General features: G+C 40.2%; 14 protein-coding genes. 12 read left to right on the top strand and 2 right to left on the bottom strand.

Annotated elements, in window-relative coordinates; all coding sequences use genetic code 11:
* Positions 1-12: 12 nt before the first annotated feature.
* The 8 genes from manA (at position 13) to recG (ending at position 11488) form a co-directional block, all read left to right on the top strand.
* A complete protein-coding gene (gene manA, locus HMPREF2984_RS04470) occupies positions 13-957 on the top strand; it encodes a mannose-6-phosphate isomerase, class I (RefSeq protein ID WP_022525144.1) in 945 nt (314 codons plus the stop codon).
* A gap of 252 nt (positions 958-1209) precedes the next feature.
* Positions 1210-3057 (top strand): APC family permease, encoded by a 1848-nt coding sequence (locus tag HMPREF2984_RS04465; protein WP_003027404.1) that lies wholly within the window; start codon positions 1210-1212, stop codon positions 3055-3057.
* 127 nt (positions 3058-3184) lie between these two features.
* Positions 3185-5704 (top strand): preprotein translocase subunit SecA, encoded by a 2520-nt coding sequence (gene secA, locus HMPREF2984_RS04460; RefSeq protein WP_003027401.1) that lies wholly within the window; start codon positions 3185-3187, stop codon positions 5702-5704.
* Between the two features lie 22 nt (positions 5705-5726).
* On the top strand, positions 5727-6758 hold the full coding sequence (locus HMPREF2984_RS04455) for a 3-deoxy-7-phosphoheptulonate synthase (RefSeq protein WP_003027398.1): 1032 nt from the start codon (positions 5727-5729) through the stop codon (positions 6756-6758).
* Between the two features lies 1 nt (position 6759).
* Positions 6760-7800 carry a 3-deoxy-7-phosphoheptulonate synthase gene (locus HMPREF2984_RS04450; RefSeq protein WP_003027395.1) on the top strand — a complete coding sequence of 347 codons (1041 nt, stop codon included), beginning with the start codon at positions 6760-6762 and terminating at the stop codon, positions 7798-7800.
* Between the two features lie 110 nt (positions 7801-7910).
* Positions 7911-8276 carry a holo-ACP synthase gene (gene acpS / locus HMPREF2984_RS04445; protein ID WP_003027392.1) on the top strand — a complete coding sequence of 122 codons (366 nt, stop codon included), beginning with the start codon at positions 7911-7913 and terminating at the stop codon, positions 8274-8276.
* Complete coding sequence (gene alr / locus HMPREF2984_RS04440) at positions 8263-9369, top strand: alanine racemase (RefSeq protein ID WP_003027390.1); 1107 nt, start codon at positions 8263-8265, stop codon at positions 9367-9369. The genes acpS and alr overlap by 14 nt, the downstream gene beginning before the upstream one ends.
* A gap of 103 nt (positions 9370-9472) precedes the next feature.
* Complete coding sequence (gene recG, locus HMPREF2984_RS04435; protein ID WP_070670596.1) at positions 9473-11488, top strand: ATP-dependent DNA helicase RecG; 2016 nt, start codon at positions 9473-9475, stop codon at positions 11486-11488.
* 331 nt (positions 11489-11819) lie between these two features.
* Here recG and HMPREF2984_RS04430 read toward each other — a convergent pair whose 3' ends face one another.
* Positions 11820-12782, bottom strand: coding sequence for an asparaginase (locus tag HMPREF2984_RS04430; protein ID WP_049534419.1), 963 nt, complete (start codon positions 12780-12782; stop codon positions 11820-11822).
* Between the two features lie 64 nt (positions 12783-12846).
* Here HMPREF2984_RS04430 and HMPREF2984_RS04425 point away from each other — a divergent pair, with 64 nt between their 5' ends.
* Entirely contained in the window at positions 12847-14235 is a 1389-nt protein-coding gene (locus HMPREF2984_RS04425) for a Cof-type HAD-IIB family hydrolase (RefSeq protein ID WP_049534417.1), read from the top strand.
* A 43-nt stretch (positions 14236-14278) separates the two neighbouring features.
* Here HMPREF2984_RS04425 and HMPREF2984_RS04420 read toward each other — a convergent pair whose 3' ends face one another.
* Positions 14279-14731 carry a universal stress protein gene (locus HMPREF2984_RS04420; protein ID WP_003028799.1) on the bottom strand — a complete coding sequence of 151 codons (453 nt, stop codon included), beginning with the start codon at positions 14729-14731 and terminating at the stop codon, positions 14279-14281.
* Positions 14732-14882: 151 nt separating this feature from the next.
* Here HMPREF2984_RS04420 and HMPREF2984_RS04415 point away from each other — a divergent pair, with 151 nt between their 5' ends.
* The 3 genes from HMPREF2984_RS04415 (at position 14883) to HMPREF2984_RS04405 (ending at position 17625) form a co-directional block, all read left to right on the top strand.
* Positions 14883-16097, top strand: coding sequence for a pyridoxal phosphate-dependent aminotransferase (locus tag HMPREF2984_RS04415; RefSeq protein WP_070670594.1), 1215 nt, complete (start codon positions 14883-14885; stop codon positions 16095-16097).
* A 164-nt stretch (positions 16098-16261) separates the two neighbouring features.
* Positions 16262-17050: a GTP-sensing pleiotropic transcriptional regulator CodY gene (gene codY / locus HMPREF2984_RS04410; protein ID WP_003028802.1), complete on the top strand. Its 789-nt coding sequence runs from the start codon at positions 16262-16264 to the stop codon at positions 17048-17050.
* The gene (locus HMPREF2984_RS04405) at positions 17050-17625 is read left to right on the top strand and encodes a cysteine hydrolase family protein (protein WP_070670591.1); all 576 of its coding nucleotides are present in this window, start codon (positions 17050-17052) and stop codon (positions 17623-17625) included. The genes codY and HMPREF2984_RS04405 overlap by 1 nt, the downstream gene beginning before the upstream one ends.
* Positions 17626-17715 lie beyond the last annotated feature (90 nt).

The following is a 17715-nucleotide window of genomic DNA, read 5'->3' as shown; positions in this document are numbered from 1 at the left end:
AAGGAGGAAATGATGTCAGAACCATTATTTTTACAATCTGTTATGCATGAAAAAATCTGGGGAGGAACGAGGCTACGAGATGAATTTGGCTATGAAATTCCCAGTGATAAAGTAGGCGAATATTGGGCGATTTCGGCTCACCCGCATGGCGTATCTACCATAAAAAACGGTCGTTTTGCTGGTACGGGCTTAGATCAGCTCTATGCAGAGCATCGAGAGTTATTTGGTAATAGTAGTGAGCCTGTTTTTCCGCTTTTAACCAAAATTTTGGACGCTAATGATTGGTTGAGTGTTCAGGTTCATCCAGATGATCATTATGCTATGGAGCACGAAGGAGAATTAGGAAAAACGGAGTGCTGGTATGTGATTGCTGCAGATGAAGGAGCAGAAATTATCTACGGGCACAATGCCAAATCACGAGAAGAATTACGCCAGCAGATTGAAAAGAAAGAATGGGACAAGCTCTTAACCAAAGTGCCAGTCAAGGCTGGAGATTTTTTCTATGTTCCAAGTGGTACTATGCACGCGATTGGCTCAGGTATTTTGATTTTAGAAACGCAACAGTCTAGCGACACTACCTATCGTGTCTACGACTTTGACCGAAAAGATGCTAAAGGCAATCTGCGCGAGCTGCATTTGGAAAAGTCCATTGATGTGCTCAATATCGGTGCGCCAGCCAATAGCCGCCCAGTTACGCTGAAAGCAGATGATTTGACGTCAACGCTTTTAGTAGCTAGTGATTTCTTTGCTGTTTACAAATGGGAAGTATCAGGAAAAGTGGATATCGAGAAAACAGTTGCTTATTTACTAGTAAGTGTGCTAGCAGGGCGAGGTGTGCTGACCGTAGATGGAGAAACGTATCCAATCGCAAAAGGAGACCATTTTATCCTGCCAAGCGATGTGGAAGCATGGACTTTTGAGGGACAAGACCTTGAAATGATTGTTAGTCATCCGTAATAGCTTTTATAGAACATCAGAGGTTGAGGAAAAGTCCTTGACCTCTTTTATCATAAGGTAAAGCATTATGGCGTAGTTCTCTACTGTTCTACAGATTTTTAAAGGTATCTGTGAAACAATCCTATCTGTATAATCCTTATATTTTTGCAGGAATTGTCAGTTATATTAAGAAATGATGTCATTTTCAGAAAACGTTGATACTATTTCAGAAAAGCGTTATAATAGCTGATATTGAAAATTTAGGAGAAAAAGATGTTTTCCAAGTTGAAGAATATTTTTATTGGTCGACCTTTAAAATCAAGCGATGAGGGAGATGAAGGGAATTTACTCACTAAGCTACAAGCCTTGGCTATGCTGTCAAGCGATGCTCTGTCTTCGATTGCCTATGGTCCTGAACAAGTTGTTTTGGTTTTGGTATCCGTATCTGCTGGTGCAATTTGGTGGTCTTTGCCAATCGGTATTGTGGTGCTGATTTTGCTGGCTAGTTTAACCATTTCATATCGTCAGGTGATTCATGCTTACCCACAAGGCGGTGGGGCTTATATGGTCACAACGGAAAATCTTTCCCCTAAAGCTGGTCTAGTTTCAGGTGGTAGTTTGCTAGTTGATTATATGTTGACAGTAGCGGTATCTGTTTCGTCTGGTGCGGATGCGATTACGTCAGCAATTCCTGCTTTGCATCCGTACAATTTGCACATTTCGATTATTTTAGTGTTGGTTTTAATGCTAATGAACTTACGCGGACTGCGAGAATCTGCGGTTTCTCTGATGATACCAGTCTATTTGTTTATTGCAAGTACTGTTTTCTTGATTGGCTTTGGTTTATTGCAATTATTACTGGGGAACTTATCCTACCATGCAACAGCTCCTATCGGAAAATCTATTTCGGGTGTCAGCTTAGTGCTCCTGCTACGCGCTTTCACGAGTGGTTCGGCTTCTCTGACAGGTGTGGAAGCTATTTCAAATTCTGTACCATTTTTCAAAACACCCAAAGCTGAAAATGCAGCGAAAACCTTGGCAATTATGGCAGCCATTTTAGGTTTCATGTTTGCTGGTATTACTTTTTTAAACTACTGGATTGGCATTGTTCCGGTAAAAGGCGTTACAACGCTCGCTCAAATGGCGCAAGCTATTTTGGGAAATTCACCTGTTGGACGACTTCTATTTTATATTTTCCAATTATCAACAGCTCTCATCCTTGCTGTAGCGGCTAATACAGGCTTTTCGGCCTTTCCCATGTTATCCTACAATATGGCAAAAAATAAATATATGCCACACATGTATATGGAAAAAGGAGCACGCCTTGGTTATTCAAATGGGATTCTGACTTTAGCTATCGGTGCTATTCTTCTTTTGCTAATTTTTAATGGGAATACTGAACGGCTCATTCCACTTTATACCATTGGTGTATTTGTGCCTTTTGCTCTTTCTCAAACGGGAATGGTCGTGCATTGGCGCAAGCAGTATGGAAAACATTTCTTGAAATATTCAGTAGCAAATATTTTAGGCGCTGCTATTTGTTACACCATTGTAGCAATTTTGCTACTTTTTCGTTTGCGAGATATTTGGCCATTCTTTCCGATTATCATCGTTTTATTATGGATTTTCTTGAGTATCAAAAATCATTACAATAAAGTGGCGAAACAGCTACGTTTGAATGAAGAAATTGAACACGTAGACTATGCAGGAAATCTGGTTTTGGTGCTTGTTGGAAATGTCACGCGTGTTAGTGTCGGTGCGATGAATTATGCGCGTAGCATTGGTGATGAGGTGATTGCCATGCATGTATCTACCAAAGAAACACAAGAAAAAGATGAAGAAGTAGCCAGTGAATTTAAACAATATTTTCCAGATATTCAATTTGTAAATGTGGAAACAAGCTACCGTAATATCATCAGACCAACCGTACAGTATGTAACAAAAATCGCTCGTGGTGCGCAGAAGAAAGGTTATACCGTAACGGTATTAGTGCCACAGTTCATTCCAAATCATAGTTGGCAAAACATGCTACATAATCAAATGAGCTTGAAATTGAAATATTTCCTCAAATGGCATGAAAATGTCGTTGTAGCCAGTTATTCTTATCACTTAAAAGAGTAAGAACATAAAACGGCAGTTTTGAATGGAACTGCCGTTTTTATCCTTTTATTTTCTTGAAAGATATAGTGAAAAATGCTATAATGAAAAGAACATTTTAAAATAAGAATTGTAACAAGTAAGGAAAGAAATGGCGAATATTTTAAGAAAAATTATCGAAAATGATAAAGGTGAATTAAGAAGATTAGAAAAAATGGCAAAGAAAGTCATGGCGTATGAAGATGAAATGGCTGCTTTGTCAGATGAAGCTTTGAAAGCAAAGACGGATGAATTTAAACAACGGTATCAAAATGGCGAGTCATTAGATGACTTGCTTTATGAAGCTTTTGCGGTTGTTCGTGAAGGTGCAAAGCGTGTGTTAGGACTTTTCCCTTACCCAGTACAGATTATGGGTGGGATTGTCTTACACCATGGAGATGTGCCAGAAATGCGTACAGGGGAGGGAAAAACCCTGACAGCGACCATGCCAGTTTATCTGAACGCCTTGTCTGGAGAAGGGGTTCACGTTGTCACAGTAAATGAATATCTGACAGAGCGTGACGCAACGGAAATGGGGGAACTGTACTCTTGGTTGGGGCTTTCTGTCGGTATCAATCTTGCTGCCAAGTCATCCGCAGAGAAAAAAGAAGCCTATGAATGTGATATCACGTATTCAACCAATGCAGAGATTGGTTTTGACTATTTGCGTGACAACATGGTAGTGCGCGCTGAAAACATGGTGCAACGCCCGCTCAACTACGCTTTGGTTGACGAAGTAGACTCCATTTTGATTGACGAAGCTCGTACGCCTTTGATTGTGTCAGGACCAACTTCGTCTGATACGAACCAACTTTATCACATGGCGGATAGCTTTGTGAAGTCTCTTAATAAAGATGACTACATCATTGATGTGCAGTCTAAAACCATTGGACTTTCTGACTCTGGGATTGATAAAGCAGAAAGCTACTTCAAGTTAGAAAACTTGTATGATATTGAAAATGTAGCACTGACTCACTTTATTGACAATGCCCTTCGTGCAAACTATATCATGCTGTTAGATATTGACTATGTGGTGAGTGAAGAGCAAGAAATTTTGATTGTGGATCAATTTACAGGTCGGACAATGGAAGGTCGCCGCTATTCTGATGGACTCCACCAAGCAATTGAAGCTAAAGAAGGTGTACCAATTCAAGATGAAACGAAGACCTCAGCTTCTATCACTTACCAAAATCTGTTCCGTATGTATAAGAAATTGTCGGGGATGACGGGAACGGCCAAGACAGAAGAAGAAGAATTCCGCGAAACTTATAACATTCGAGTTATTCCGATTCCTACCAACCGTCCGGTGGCTCGTATTGATCACCCAGACCTTCTTTATCCAAGTATTGAATCAAAATTTAAAGCAGTTGTCCAAGATGTGAAAGCTCGTCATGAAAAAGGACAACCTGTACTTGTTGGGACAGTTGCTGTTGAAACGAGTGATTATATTTCTAAAAAATTAGTCGAAGCTGGAGTTCCTCATGAAGTATTGAATGCGAAAAATCACTATAAAGAAGCGCAAATCATTATGAATGCTGGTCAGCGAGGTGCTGTAACGATTGCAACCAATATGGCCGGTCGTGGTACAGATATTAAGCTTGGTGAAGGTGTTCGTGAGCTTGGTGGACTTTGTGTTATTGGTACAGAGCGCCATGAAAGCCGTCGTATTGATAATCAACTTCGTGGTCGTTCAGGTCGTCAAGGAGATCCTGGTGAATCACAATTCTACCTATCACTTGAAGATGAACTTATGCGTCGCTTTGGATCGGAACGGATTAAAGCTGTTTTGGATCGCATGAACCTTAGCGAAGAAGAGTCTGTCATCAAATCTCGTATGCTGACGCGCCAAGTAGAAGGAGCTCAAAAGCGTGTTGAAGGGAACAACTATGATACACGTAAACAAGTCCTTCAATATGATGATGTTATGCGGGAGCAACGTGAAATTATCTATGCGCAGCGCTATGATGTCATTACGGCTGATCGTGATTTGGCACCGGAAATTCATGCCATGATGAAGCGAACAATCAACCGTTTTGTGGATGGCAACAGTCGTGCAGAACAAGATGAAAAATTAGAATCAATTGTTAATTTTGCAAAATACAATCTTGTTCCAGAAGAATCTATTGAAATCGCAGATTTAGAAGGCTTGTCTGATGAAGATATCAAGGCTGATTTATACAAACGTGCCTTGGAAGTTTATGATAGTCAAGTAGCAAAACTTCGCGATGAAGAGTCCGTCAGAGAATTCCAAAAAGTTCTGATTTTACGCGTTGTAGATAGCAAATGGACTGATCACATTGATGCTTTGGATCAACTTCGGAACGCAGTTGGACTTCGTGGTTATGCTCAAAATAACCCAGTCGTTGAATACCAAGCTGAAAGTTTCCGTATGTTTAATGACATGATTGGTTCGATCGAATTTGATGTGACGCGTTTGATGATGAAGGCTCAAATTCACGAGCAAGAACGTCCACGTACGGAGCATCATATCAGCACAACAGCGACACGCAATATTTCAGCACAACACTCTGGCTTACCTAGCGATATTGATTTGACAAAAGTGAAGCGCAATGACTTGTGTCCATGTGGTTCTGGTAAGAAATTTAAAAATTGTCATGGACGCCACAGATAAGTAGTGTAAAGAGGGGAAGATTATGACATTTAAGGCAACTAGCGAGCCAATTGATGTAGCAAAGGTTCGCAATTTATCAAAGTTGGAAGGAGAGGCTTTAGCTGAAAAAGAGGCACGAGATCGCGAGTTAAATGCCATTATTCGTGGAGAGGATGACCGCATTCTGTTGGTTATTGGTCCATGTTCTTCTGATAATGAGGCTGCTGTTCTGGAATACGCAAAACGTTTATCTGCCCTCCAAGAAGAGGTGAAAGACCGTATTTTCATGGTCATGCGTGTTTATACGGCAAAACCTCGTACTAATGGCGATGGTTATAAAGGATTGATTCATCAACCGAATGCTAAGGCTGCTCCAAGCTTAATCAACGGGATTAAGGCTGTTCGGAATTTGCATTATCGTGTCATTACGGAGACAGGAATGACGACAGCCGATGAAATGCTCTATCCAGAAAATCTTCCGTTGGTAGATGATTTGATTTCATATATGGCTGTTGGGGCGCGTTCTGTGGAAGATCAGCAACACCGTTTTGTAGCGAGTGGAGCTGATGTTGCGACTGGCTTGAAAAATCCTACGTCTGGCAATCTTAATGTCATGTTTAATGGGATTTATGCAGCGCAAAACAAGCAAAGTTTCTTGTTTGCTGGTAAGGAAGTAGAAACTTCAGGGAATCCTCTGGCACATGCTATTCTGCGTGGTGGACTTGATGAGTATGGAAAAAACATTCCAAATTATTACTATGATAATTTGCTAGACACGATTGACCAATATGAAAAAATGGGCTTGGAAAATCCTTTTATCATCATTGATACCAATCATGATAATTCTGGAAAACAGTATTTAGAGCAGGTGCGGATTGTCCGTCAAACCCTAATCAACCGTGATTGGAATGAGAAAATCAAAAAAGTTGTACGTGGCTTTATGATCGAGTCTTACTTAGAAGATGGTCGTCAAAATGAGCCTGAAGTGTTTGGAAAATCCATTACAGACCCTTGTTTGGGTTGGGATAATACAGCACAGCTTGTACATGAGATTTATGATACATTAGGAAAATGATATGACATTTATTGAAAAGGGTCAGAAAATTGATATTGATCGTATTAAAGAGACGACACGATTATCTGAAGCAGCTTTGATCATTAAGGAAAAGCGAGATAAAGAACTGGCCGCTATTCTCCGTGGAAAAGATGATAGACTTTTGTTGGTCATCGGTCCGTGTTCTTCGGATAACGAAGACGCAGTTTTAGAATATGCTCGTCGTTTGTCTGATTTGCAAAAGAAAGTAGCAGACAAACTCTTTATGGTCATGCGTGTTTACACAGCAAAACCTCGAACCAATGGTGACGGTTATAAAGGATTGGTTCACCAGCCAAATGTAAAGGCGGCTCCAAGTTTAATCAATGGGCTTAAGGCGGTTCGTAATCTGCATTATCGTGTTATCACAGAGACTGGATTAACAACTGCTGATGAAATGCTGTATCCGTCTAATTTGATTTTAGTAGATGATTTGGTGAGTTATCATGCTGTCGGAGCACGATCTGTGGAAGATCAAGAACATCGCTTTGTAGCGAGTGGTCTTGACGCACCTATTGGAATGAAAAATCCAACGTCAGGTAATATGAATGTTCTGTTCAATGCAATTTATGTAGCGCAAAATAAGCAAACTTTCCTATATCACGGTCAGGAAGTAGAGACATCTGGCAATTCTTTGGCGCATGCTATTTTGCGTGGGTCTATAAATGAATATGGTAAAAATATTCCCAATTTCTATTATGAAAATCTCTTAAATGATATTCAACAGTATGAAGAAATGGGACTAGAGTACCCTTTTATTATGATTGATACCAATCATGATAACTCAGGCAAACGTTATTTAGAACAAATTCGGATTGTCCGTCAAACCCTAATCAATCGTGACTGGAATGATAAAATCAAAAAAGTTGTACGCGGATTTATGATTGAGTCTTACTTAGAAGACGGCCGTCAAAATGAGCCTGAAGTGTTTGGAAAATCGATTACAGACCCTTGTTTGGGTTGGGATAATACAGTCAGACTGGTCAAGGAAATTTATACTACCCTATCTAAAAATGAAAAATAAAAAAGATGGGGAGTGGATTTGTAAAATCTGATAGTATTAGCGCATTAAGTTTTATTTTAGAAAGTAACTGAGTCTGGCACACGTTTGTGTCCCAGCCTCTTTTTAAAAAGATGATTAAAGGACATGGTATTGATATAGAGGAAATTTCTTCTATTCAAAAAGTTTACGAAAAAAATGCTCGCTTTGCCCAAAAGATTTTGACAGCTGCAGAATTTGACCGATTTGAAAAGCTGACGGGCAAGCGAAAAATGGAATATTTGGCGGGACGTTGGTCTGCTAAAGAGGCTTTTTCTAAAGCGTGGGGGACTGGTATTGGCTGTGTCACTTTTCAGGATTTAGAAATTTTAAACGATGAAAAGGGAGCGCCCGTTTTTACCAAATCGCCTTTTTCTGGCAAGGTCTGGGTGTCGCTCAGCCATGCAGGAAATATTGTTACAGCTAGTGTTATTTTGGAGGAACATCATGAAAACGAGTAATCATCGACCTACTAAGGCCGTTGTTGATTTAGCTGCTATCAGCTTTAATATTAAGCAAATTGCTGCCCACATTCCAAACGATGTGGAAAAGTGGGCTGTGGTGAAGGCAGATGCTTATGGTCACGGTGCGGTTGCTGTTACACGCTATATTGAGTCAATTGTAGATGGCTTTTGTGTTTCCAATATTGATGAAGCTGTAGAGTTGCGTGATGCTGGCATTACGAAAAAGATTTTGGTATTAGGAGTGTCAGATGTTCATGCCATTTCATTGGCAATTGAGCGCAAAGTGACCTGTACGGTTGCTAGTTTAGAATGGATTGATTTGCTCTTGAAGTCAAATATAGATGTAGCTAGCTTGGTTGTTCACATAAAAATTGATTCTGGAATGGGACGGATTGGTTTTCGAGATAGTCAAGACGCTCAAGAAGCCATTCATCGTTTGGAAAAAGCGGGTGCTCAGGTAGAAGGCATCTTCACCCATTTTGCAACAGCTGATGAAGCAGATACCCATAAATTTGAGGCACAGTTGGCACGTTTTAAAGAAATTTTAGAGCAATTAGAAACCGTTCCACCGATTGTTCACGCTAGTAATTCTGCAACGACTCTTTGGCATGCAGAGACTGTGATGAAAGCGGTGCGTCTGGGTGATATTATCTATGGTCTCAATCCTAGCGGTCGTACCTTGCAGCTTCCTTATGAAATGAAGCCGGCTCTTTCTCTGGTGTCGGAATTAGTTCATGTCAAGCAGCTGGAAGCAGGGGCAGATGTGGGATATGGAGCTACTTATACAAGTGAAAATTCGCAGTATATTGGAACGATCCCGTTAGGATATGCAGACGGTTGGACACGAGATATGCAAGGTTTTAATGTTTTGATTGACGGGCAACCTTGTCCTATTGTTGGGCGTGTGTCTATGGATCAGATTACTGTTCGTCTACCTAAAGCTTATCCTATTGGTACACCTGTTGTTTTTATCGGAGAAAGCAGTAAAAAATCTATTTCGGCAACAGATGTAGCAGAAAAACGAGGAACAATCAACTACGAGGTGGTTTGCTTGATTAGTGATCGTGTGCCTAGAGTTTATAAAAATTGATTGAAACTAAAAAGCAGTTGGAAAAATCTAGAAAGCTATTTTCAGCATGGTTGTTCCAATCTGCTTTTACAAACTCTTGAAAAACAGAACTGAAAGAGGAATTATGAATTTACACCAACCTTTAACGGTTCTGCTGGGTGTAGGACCGAAATCTGCTGAAAAATTTACTAAGCTGGGAATTGAAAGCCTGCAAGATTTGCTGCTCTATTTTCCCTTTCGCTATGAAGATTTTAAAAGTAAGAATGTGTTAGAACTGGAAGATGGTGAAAAGGCAGTTATTTCAGGGGTGGTGACTACACCAGCAAATGTCCAGTACTATGGCTACAAGCGCAATCGCCTGCGTTTTACCATAAAGCAGGGAGAGGTGGTACTTGCAGTCAACTTCTTTAATCAACCTTATCTAGCAGACAAGGTGGAGGTTGGCTCAACCATTGCTATTTTCGGAAAATGGGATAAGGCAAAGGCTAGTTTGACCGGGATGAAAATTCTAGCACAAGTAGAAGATGATTTGCAGCCTGTTTATCGAGTGGCACAAGGGATTAGTCAAGCTAGTTTGGTGAAGGTCATTAAGACAGCTTTTGACCAAAGCTTAGAACTTCTGTTGGAAGAAAATCTGCCTCAAATTCTGCTGGAGCGCTATCAGTTAGTGGAACGTAGTCAGGCTGTACGAGCAATGCATTTTCCAAAAGACTTAACAGAGTACAAACAAGCCTTGCGTCGGGTCAAGTTTGAAGAGCTTTTTTATTTTCAAATGCAATTGCAGGTTCTCAAATGTGAAACAAAAGATGTTAGTCAGGGCTTAATTATTCCTTGGCAGGCAGACTTGCTAGAAAATAAAAAAGCTACTCTACCTTTTGAGCTGACAGTTGCTCAAGAGCGCAGTCTAAACGAGATTTTACAGGATATGAAATCGCCAGCTCACATGAACAGGCTCTTGCAGGGAGATGTCGGAAGCGGAAAGACGGTGGTTGCAGGTTTAGCTATGTATGCTACTTATACAGCTGGTTTGCAATCTACTCTCATGGTACCGACTGAAATCTTGGCAGAGCAGCACTTTGATAGCTTGAGCCAACTTTTTCCTGAACTGCGGATAATTCTGTTGACAGGAGGAATGAAGCCAGCAGAACGCAGACAGGCACTAGAAGCTATTGAGGTTGGTCAGGTGGATATGATTGTCGGCACTCATGCTTTGATTCAAGAAAGTGTGATATATCATCAGCTCGGTCTGGTGATTATTGATGAACAGCACCGCTTTGGAGTGGGGCAGAGGCGAATTTTGCGAGAAAAAGGAAATAATCCTGATGTCCTCATGATGACTGCAACGCCCATTCCTAGGACGCTTGCTATTACTGCTTTTGGCGATATGGATGTGTCCATTATTGATCAAATGCCAGCAGGACGTAAGCCAATCATCACCCGTTGGGTCAAGCATGAGCAGCTGGAAGTAGTTCTGGATTGGTTGCTAAAAGAGCTGCAACGAGGTGCTCAAATCTATGTCATCTCTCCTTTGATTGAGGAGTCAGAAGCGCTGGATCTGAAAAATGCGTTTGCTTTGGAAAAGGAACTAAAGGCTTATTTCGGTGACAAAGCTCATGTAGCACTACTACATGGTAAAATGAAGAGCGATGAAAAAGATGCCATTATGCAGGATTTTAAGGAAGGGAAAACGGACATTCTGGTTTCCACGACTGTTATTGAAGTCGGTGTCAATGTGCCCAATGCTACGGTCATGCTAATCATGGATGCGGATCGATTTGGGCTCAGTCAGCTTCATCAGTTACGTGGTCGAGTAGGTCGTGGGAATAAGCAGTCTTATGCGGTTCTCGTGGCTAATCCCAAGACGGAATCTGGCAAGAAACGCATGAAAATCATGACGGAAACAACTGACGGTTTTGTCTTAGCTGAGGAAGATTTGAAAATGCGTGGTTCTGGTGAAATCTTTGGCACTCGTCAGTCTGGTTTGCCGGAATTTCAGGTAGCGGATATTTTGGAGGATTATCCAATTTTAGAAGAGGCCAGAAAGGTCGCCAGTCAAATTGTGTCCACTCCTGATTGGCGAACGAATGCAGACTGGTATATTGTAGCACTTCATTTGGAACAACAGGATTATTTGGATTGATTTGAGTCTATCATCATGTATAAAACAAAAAAACTTCACCATTTTCATTTGGATGAAGTTTTTTAAATTAAGTTTTCTGAAAGAAATCTATAAGTCTGCTTTAAGTTTTTCGGGCTATACTAAATTCATCAAAAAGAAAGAGGTAAGTCCAATGACAGTAAATATTAAAGTAAATTATAACAAAACATTCAAAAAAACAGGAAAGGAATCAGAAATATATGGCAAATAACTAAAAAACAAAAGAGCTAAAAACTTTTTTTCATAAATCTCCTAAACATAAAATATCCTAAGAAGCTTCGAATCACTCGAGGCTTTTTATCTATGTAAGAACCTAGCCTTCCATGTAGTCTTTTAATTCTTGCTCTTGAAGTCTAGCATTCAGGGCGATTAGCAGCTTGATACGAGCTTTAGGAGCATTCAGTTCTTTGACAAACATGATTCCTGATTCGTGTAACTTTACACCGCCTCCTTCATAAGCGTAAACTGGCTCTGCAATCCCGTTAAAGCAACGTGATACAAGTGCAATTGGCAATCCAGAATTCGCAAGTTGTCTGAGCTTTTGGGCAACTTCTTGTGGTAGATTTCCAGCGCCAAAGCCTTCAACGATGAGACCGTCTATCTTTTCCAAGTCTAGCATATCAAGCAGTTCGGTTTTCATTCCAGCATAGGCTGGGATAATCGGTACAAACCCAGAAATTTTATCTAAATGAAAACGAACGCGTGGTTCAGCTGTTTTGAAATAGAGGATTTCTTGCTTCATAATCAGTCCGAGTGGTCCATGAGTTGGCGTTTGAAAAGTGCTGACATTGGTCGTATGCGTTTTTGTCACGTATTTGGCAGCATGGACTTCATCATTCATAACCACCAGAACGCCTTTTCCGCGTGCTTTGTCATCACTTGCTACACGGAGTGCAGATAAGTAATTGTAAACTCCGTCACTTCCTAGTTCATTGGAGCTTCGCATGGCACCGGTCAAGACGACAGGAATATCTGGAAGTTCCATGGTATCCAAAAAATAAGCTGTTTCTTCCAGAGTGTCCGTTCCATGAGTAATGACAACCCCGTCAAAATGCTTCCCGTCTGTCTTGATTTTTTGATACAATTGCAGCATGTGCTGTGGTGTTATGTGAGGGCTAGGAATATTGAAAACATCAAGAGCCGTCACTTGAATACCTTCTAGAGGAACTGTGACATGGTTCATGGGATTGTGTTCAGTTGTGATGACTTTTCCAGTAGTGTCCGCCTGCATGGAAATAGTACCGCCAGTATGTAAAACTAAAATTCTTTTGGTCATAAGTGAGCTTCTCCTGAATCTATGCTATAATTATTGTATCATAAAAGAAAGAGATGAGAAATGAATGGAAATTAAAGCAGTCTTTTTTGATATTGATGGGACGTTAGTAAATGATAGTCGGACAGTCTTGAAATCCACAGAACAAGCGATTCATAGTTTAAAACAGCAAGGTATTTTAGTTGGTTTAGCGACAGGTCGGGGTCCATTTTTTGTTCAATCTTTTATGGAGCAGTTGGATTTGGACTTTGCAGTAACCTATAATGGACAATATATTTTTTCAAAAGATAAAGTCATTTCTGCGAAGCCAATTGATAAAACCAGTTTGCGTCACTTGATTCAGTATGCTCGCCAGCATAAAATAGAAATTTCATTTGGGACAAAATCAGGAGTGGTTGGCTCCAAAATCATGAGCTTTGGCATGAGCAAGTTTTCTCAATGGACCAGTCACTTTGTTCCGAAGAAGATGACACACTTGGTCAATAAAAGTTTCAACAATGTGATTAGTAAGGCACTTCCTCAACAACAGGATGATTTATTGAAATCTATTCAAGAGCCGATTTATCAAGTACTGATGCTGGCAACACCAAAAGAAACACAAGCTATCGAAGTAGATTTTCCAGATTTAAAGTTTACTCGTAGCAGTCCTTTCGCAGCTGATATCGTCAATCAAGGAATGTCAAAGTTAGAAGGAATTAAGCTGGTCGGAAAAGAATACGGTTTTGACATCAATCAAGTCATGGCTTTTGGTGATTCTGATAATGATGTTGAAATGTTAGCGGGGGTTGGTATGTCCATCGCCATGGGAAATGGAACCAGTCGAGTGAAAGAAGTCGCGAAACACACTACTAGCAGTAATAGTCAGGACGGAATTCATAAGGCTTTGGAGCATTTTGGTATTTTGGCAAGTGAAAAAGTCTTTGTCAGTAACGACCACCACTTTAATAAGGTCAAAGAATTTCATGGGATAATGGATGAATGCACGCAGGAAGAGCCCATCCTGTGGACAACAGAAGGTGCTCGTCATCGTGCAGGTTTCAAGGTAGAAGAATTAGTAGAATTTTTACGGGCAGCCAGTCCGTCAGAAGAAATTTTCAATCAGTCTGTTCAATCTTTGCACGAAGCTGTGAACAAAGCTGCTGAAAAAGTCAAAAAGAAGAGCAAAGCAGAGATGTCCTTAGTTGGGCAAGTAGATGCACTGATTGATATGTTGTATTTTACTTATGGTAGTTTTGTTTTAATGGGAGTAGATCCTGAGCGTTTATTTGAAATTGTACACCAAGCGAATATGGGGAAACTCTTCCCAGATGGCAAAGCGCACTTTGACCCAGTTACTCATAAAATTTTAAAACCAGATGATTGGGAAAAAAATTATGCACCGGAACCTGCTATCAAAAAAGAGCTTGAACGTCAAATTCAAGCTTATCAACGAAATTGTGAAAAAAATGAAGAATAAAAAAGAGGAGAGACTGGTTTATGCCAATCTCTCTATCTTTGTATTATAATGTTTTTTCCTTATCACGAACAACAAGTAAGTCAACTTTTGCATGACGCAAGATGTATTCAGATGAGGAACCAACCAGTAACCGTTCAAAGGCATTGAGCCCAGTAGCACCGACCATGATGAGATCAACTTTTTGTTCTTCTGGAATATCAGTGGCAAGAAGGGTTTTCGGATTTCCCATTTCAACAACTGTGACAACATTTCCCACGCCGGCTTCTTTGGCTTTTTCAGCATATTGATCCATGAGTTTCTTTGCATCTTCTTGCAATTCTTCATAGACTTCTGCATCAAATGTAGAAACGCTTTGCAAGGCACGTGTATCAATTACATGGGCAATCGTTAGGCGTGAATTATTTCTAAGCGCAACATTTACACCCTTTTCAAAGGCAAGCTCAGCTTCGTGAGAACCGTCAACAGCGACCATAATGTTTTGATATCTTTGTAGCATAGGAATACCTCCATTCTTTCTTTAGTTATATTGTAACCCTTTACATGAAAAAAGTAAAGCATTTTCATGCAGACTTTACAAGAAGTTTTTTAGATTTTTTAGGAAAATTGCGTTATAATAAATTGACTCTTTTGAAATGAGGAAAAATTCGATGAAAGAATTTAATAAATCAACAAAATTAGAACATGTGGCTTATGATATTCGTGGTCCTGTCTTAGAAGAAGCCATGCGGATGCGCGCAAACGGTGAGAAAATCCTCCGTTTGAATACAGGAAACCCAGCTGAGTTTGGTTTTACAGCGCCAGATGAGGTGATTCATGACTTGATTATGAATGCACGTGATAGCGAGGGGTATTCAGACTCGAAAGGGATTTTTTCTGCTCGAAAAGCCATTATGCAATATTGCCAGTTAAAGAGTATTCCAAATGTTGATATTGACGATGTCTACCTTGGAAATGGAGTCAGCGAGCTGATTGTCATGTCTATGCAAGGTTTGCTAGACAATGGCGATGAGGTGCTGGTACCTATGCCGGATTATCCTCTCTGGACCGCAGCGGTCAGTTTAGCAGGAGGGAATGCTGTTCACTATCTTTGTGATGAAGCTGCTGATTGGTATCCAGATATTGATGACATCAAATCAAAAATTACCTCTAATACAAAGGCTATTGTCGTTATCAACCCAAACAATCCGACAGGAGCTTTGTATCCTAAAGAGGTGTTGGAAGAACTTGTTGAAGTTGCGCGGCAAAACAACTTGATTATTTTTGCAGATGAGATTTATGACCGTTTAGTGATGGACGGTGAGAAACATACGGCTATCGCCAGTTTGGCTCCTGACCTTTTTTGTGTCAGCATGAATGGCTTGTCTAAATCACACCGTATCGCGGGTTTTCGTGTCGGGTGGATGGTGTTATCTGGTCCTAAATATCACGTGAAAGATTATATTGAAGGGCTAAACATGCTATCCAATATGCGTTTGTGCTCAAACGTCTTATCTCAGCATGTGGTACAAACGTCGCTTGGTGGTTATCAATCAGTCGATGAATTGCTGCTTCCTGGTGGGCGCATTTATGAGCAACGAAACTTTATTTACAAGGCTATCAATGAAATTCCAGGCTTGTCAGCAATCAAACCTAAAGCTGGTCTTTATATTTTTCCTAAAATTGACAGAGAAATGTACCGAGTGGACGATGATGAGCAATTCGTGCTTGATTTCTTAAAGCAAGAAAAGATTTTGCTGGTGCACGGACGAGGCTTTAACTGGAAAGATCCAGATCATTTCCGGATTGTTTATCTGCCTCGTGTAGATGAACTGGCACAAATTCAAGAAAAGATGACTCGTTTCTTAAGGCAATATCGGAGATGATGAAGAGCAGCCGAAAGGTTGCTTTTTTGTTGCTGAAATAAAAGAGTAATAAACTTAGCAGGACTAATTGCACACAATTGTATCTCAATAAACAATTTTCAGATAATTGTTGAAGATTAAAGCGCTTTATGATATAATCAATAAGATTATATGCGAGGTAAATTATGGCAAACTTATTAGCAAAAACACGAAAAATTACATCTATTTTGCGTCGTTCAGATGAGCGATTACAGGATGAATTACCTTACAATGCAATTACCCAGCAGTTAGCTGAAATTATGGATTGCAATGCCTGCATTGTAAACAGTAAAGGGCGTCTTTTGGGGTATTTCATGCGCTACAAGACGAATAATGACCGAGTGGAAGCATTTTATCAAACGAAAATCTTCCCAGAAGAATATGTTCGCACAGCGAATTTAATGTATGACACAGAGGCCAATCTTCCTGTCAATCATGATTTGTCAATTTTTCCTGTCGAAACCAAAGATGAATTTCCAGACGGCTTGACGACGATTTCGCCTATTCATGTTTCAGGGATTCGCTTAGGGACTTTGATTGTTTGGCGCAATGATAAAGAATTTGACGATGATGATCTAATCTTAGTAGAAATTGCAAGTACAGTGGTTGGTATTCAGTTACTCAATTTCCAACGAGAAGAAGATGAAAAAAATATTCGTCGCAGAACAGCGGTAACCATGGCTGTGAATACTTTGTCTTATTCAGAATTACGAGCTGTTTCAGCTATTTTAGGTGAATTAAACGGTAATGAAGGTCAATTGACAGCATCGGTCATTGCGGATCGTATTGGCATTACTCGCTCGGTGATTGTCAATGCTCTGCGTAAACTAGAGAGTGCAGGCATTATTGAAAGTCGCTCTCTAGGAATGAAAGGGACCTATCTTAAAGTCCTTATTCCAGATGTCTTTGAAGAGATTAAAAAGAGAGATTACTGATGACAAAAGCATTGATTTCGATTGATTATACGGTGGACTTTGTAGCAGATAATGGGAAATTGACGGCAGGTGCACCAGCTCAGGCGATTTCTAAAACTATCGCACAGGTAACAAAGGTTGCTTTTGATCGAGGCGATTATATCTTTTTTGCCATTGATGCCCATGATGAAGGGGATATTTTTCACCCAGAGAGTAAACTCTTTCCACCACATAACATCAAAGGCACTAGTGGACGTAACCTTTATGGACCGTTGGCGGATTTTTATCAGGAGCATAAAGCAGATTCTCGCGTCTTTTGGATGGATAAACGGCATTATTCAGCTTTTTCGGGAACAGATTTGGATATTCGTCTGCGAGAAAGAAAAGTTGACACGGTGATTTTGACTGGTGTTCTGACGGATATTTGCGTTCTCCACACAGCTATTGATGCCTATAATTTAGGGTATCAAATTGAGGTGGTAGAGTCTGCTGTAGCTTCTCTTTCGGAGGAAAATCATAAATTTGCACTAAACCACTTGCAAAATGTTTTAGGTTCGACTATAATAGATAACAATTTAAAAGTAAAAAAGCAGTAGAGTAGGCTTGTTGACTTGAACAGAGAGTGCTGAAAGCTGAGAGCAGCACCAAGGAAGCAAAATCCGAAGAACATACTGTCAATGATAAAA

This window comes from Streptococcus sp. HMSC066E07 (genome assembly GCF_001814695.1).
GTDB classification, from domain to species: Bacteria; Bacillota; Bacilli; order Lactobacillales; family Streptococcaceae; genus Streptococcus; species Streptococcus hominis.
Note: the sequence above shows the minus strand (reverse complement) of the source record. Positions and strands in the feature narration are given on the sequence as shown.

What these genes read in the sequence shown, in the direction of transcription:
- manA (WP_022525144.1), top strand. Translation starts at nt 13, where the DNA reads ATGTCAGAACCATTATTTTTACAATCTGTTATGCATGAAAAAATCTGG.
- HMPREF2984_RS04465 (WP_003027404.1), top strand. Translation starts at nt 1,210, where the DNA reads ATGTTTTCCAAGTTGAAGAATATTTTTATTGGTCGACCTTTAAAATCA.
- secA (WP_003027401.1), top strand. Translation starts at nt 3,185, where the DNA reads ATGGCGAATATTTTAAGAAAAATTATCGAAAATGATAAAGGTGAATTA.
- HMPREF2984_RS04455 (WP_003027398.1), top strand. Translation starts at nt 5,727, where the DNA reads ATGACATTTAAGGCAACTAGCGAGCCAATTGATGTAGCAAAGGTTCGC.
- HMPREF2984_RS04450 (WP_003027395.1), top strand. Translation starts at nt 6,760, where the DNA reads ATGACATTTATTGAAAAGGGTCAGAAAATTGATATTGATCGTATTAAA.
- acpS (WP_003027392.1), top strand. Translation starts at nt 7,911, where the DNA reads ATGATTAAAGGACATGGTATTGATATAGAGGAAATTTCTTCTATTCAA.
- alr (WP_003027390.1), top strand. Translation starts at nt 8,263, where the DNA reads ATGAAAACGAGTAATCATCGACCTACTAAGGCCGTTGTTGATTTAGCT.
- recG (WP_070670596.1), top strand. Translation starts at nt 9,473, where the DNA reads ATGAATTTACACCAACCTTTAACGGTTCTGCTGGGTGTAGGACCGAAA.
- HMPREF2984_RS04430 (WP_049534419.1), bottom strand. Translation starts at nt 12,782, where the DNA reads ATGACCAAAAGAATTTTAGTTTTACATACTGGCGGTACTATTTCCATG.
- HMPREF2984_RS04425 (WP_049534417.1), top strand. Translation starts at nt 12,847, where the DNA reads ATGGAAATTAAAGCAGTCTTTTTTGATATTGATGGGACGTTAGTAAAT.
- HMPREF2984_RS04420 (WP_003028799.1), bottom strand. Translation starts at nt 14,731, where the DNA reads ATGCTACAAAGATATCAAAACATTATGGTCGCTGTTGACGGTTCTCAC.
- HMPREF2984_RS04415 (WP_070670594.1), top strand. Translation starts at nt 14,883, where the DNA reads ATGAAAGAATTTAATAAATCAACAAAATTAGAACATGTGGCTTATGAT.
- codY (WP_003028802.1), top strand. Translation starts at nt 16,262, where the DNA reads ATGGCAAACTTATTAGCAAAAACACGAAAAATTACATCTATTTTGCGT.
- HMPREF2984_RS04405 (WP_070670591.1), top strand. Translation starts at nt 17,050, where the DNA reads ATGACAAAAGCATTGATTTCGATTGATTATACGGTGGACTTTGTAGCA.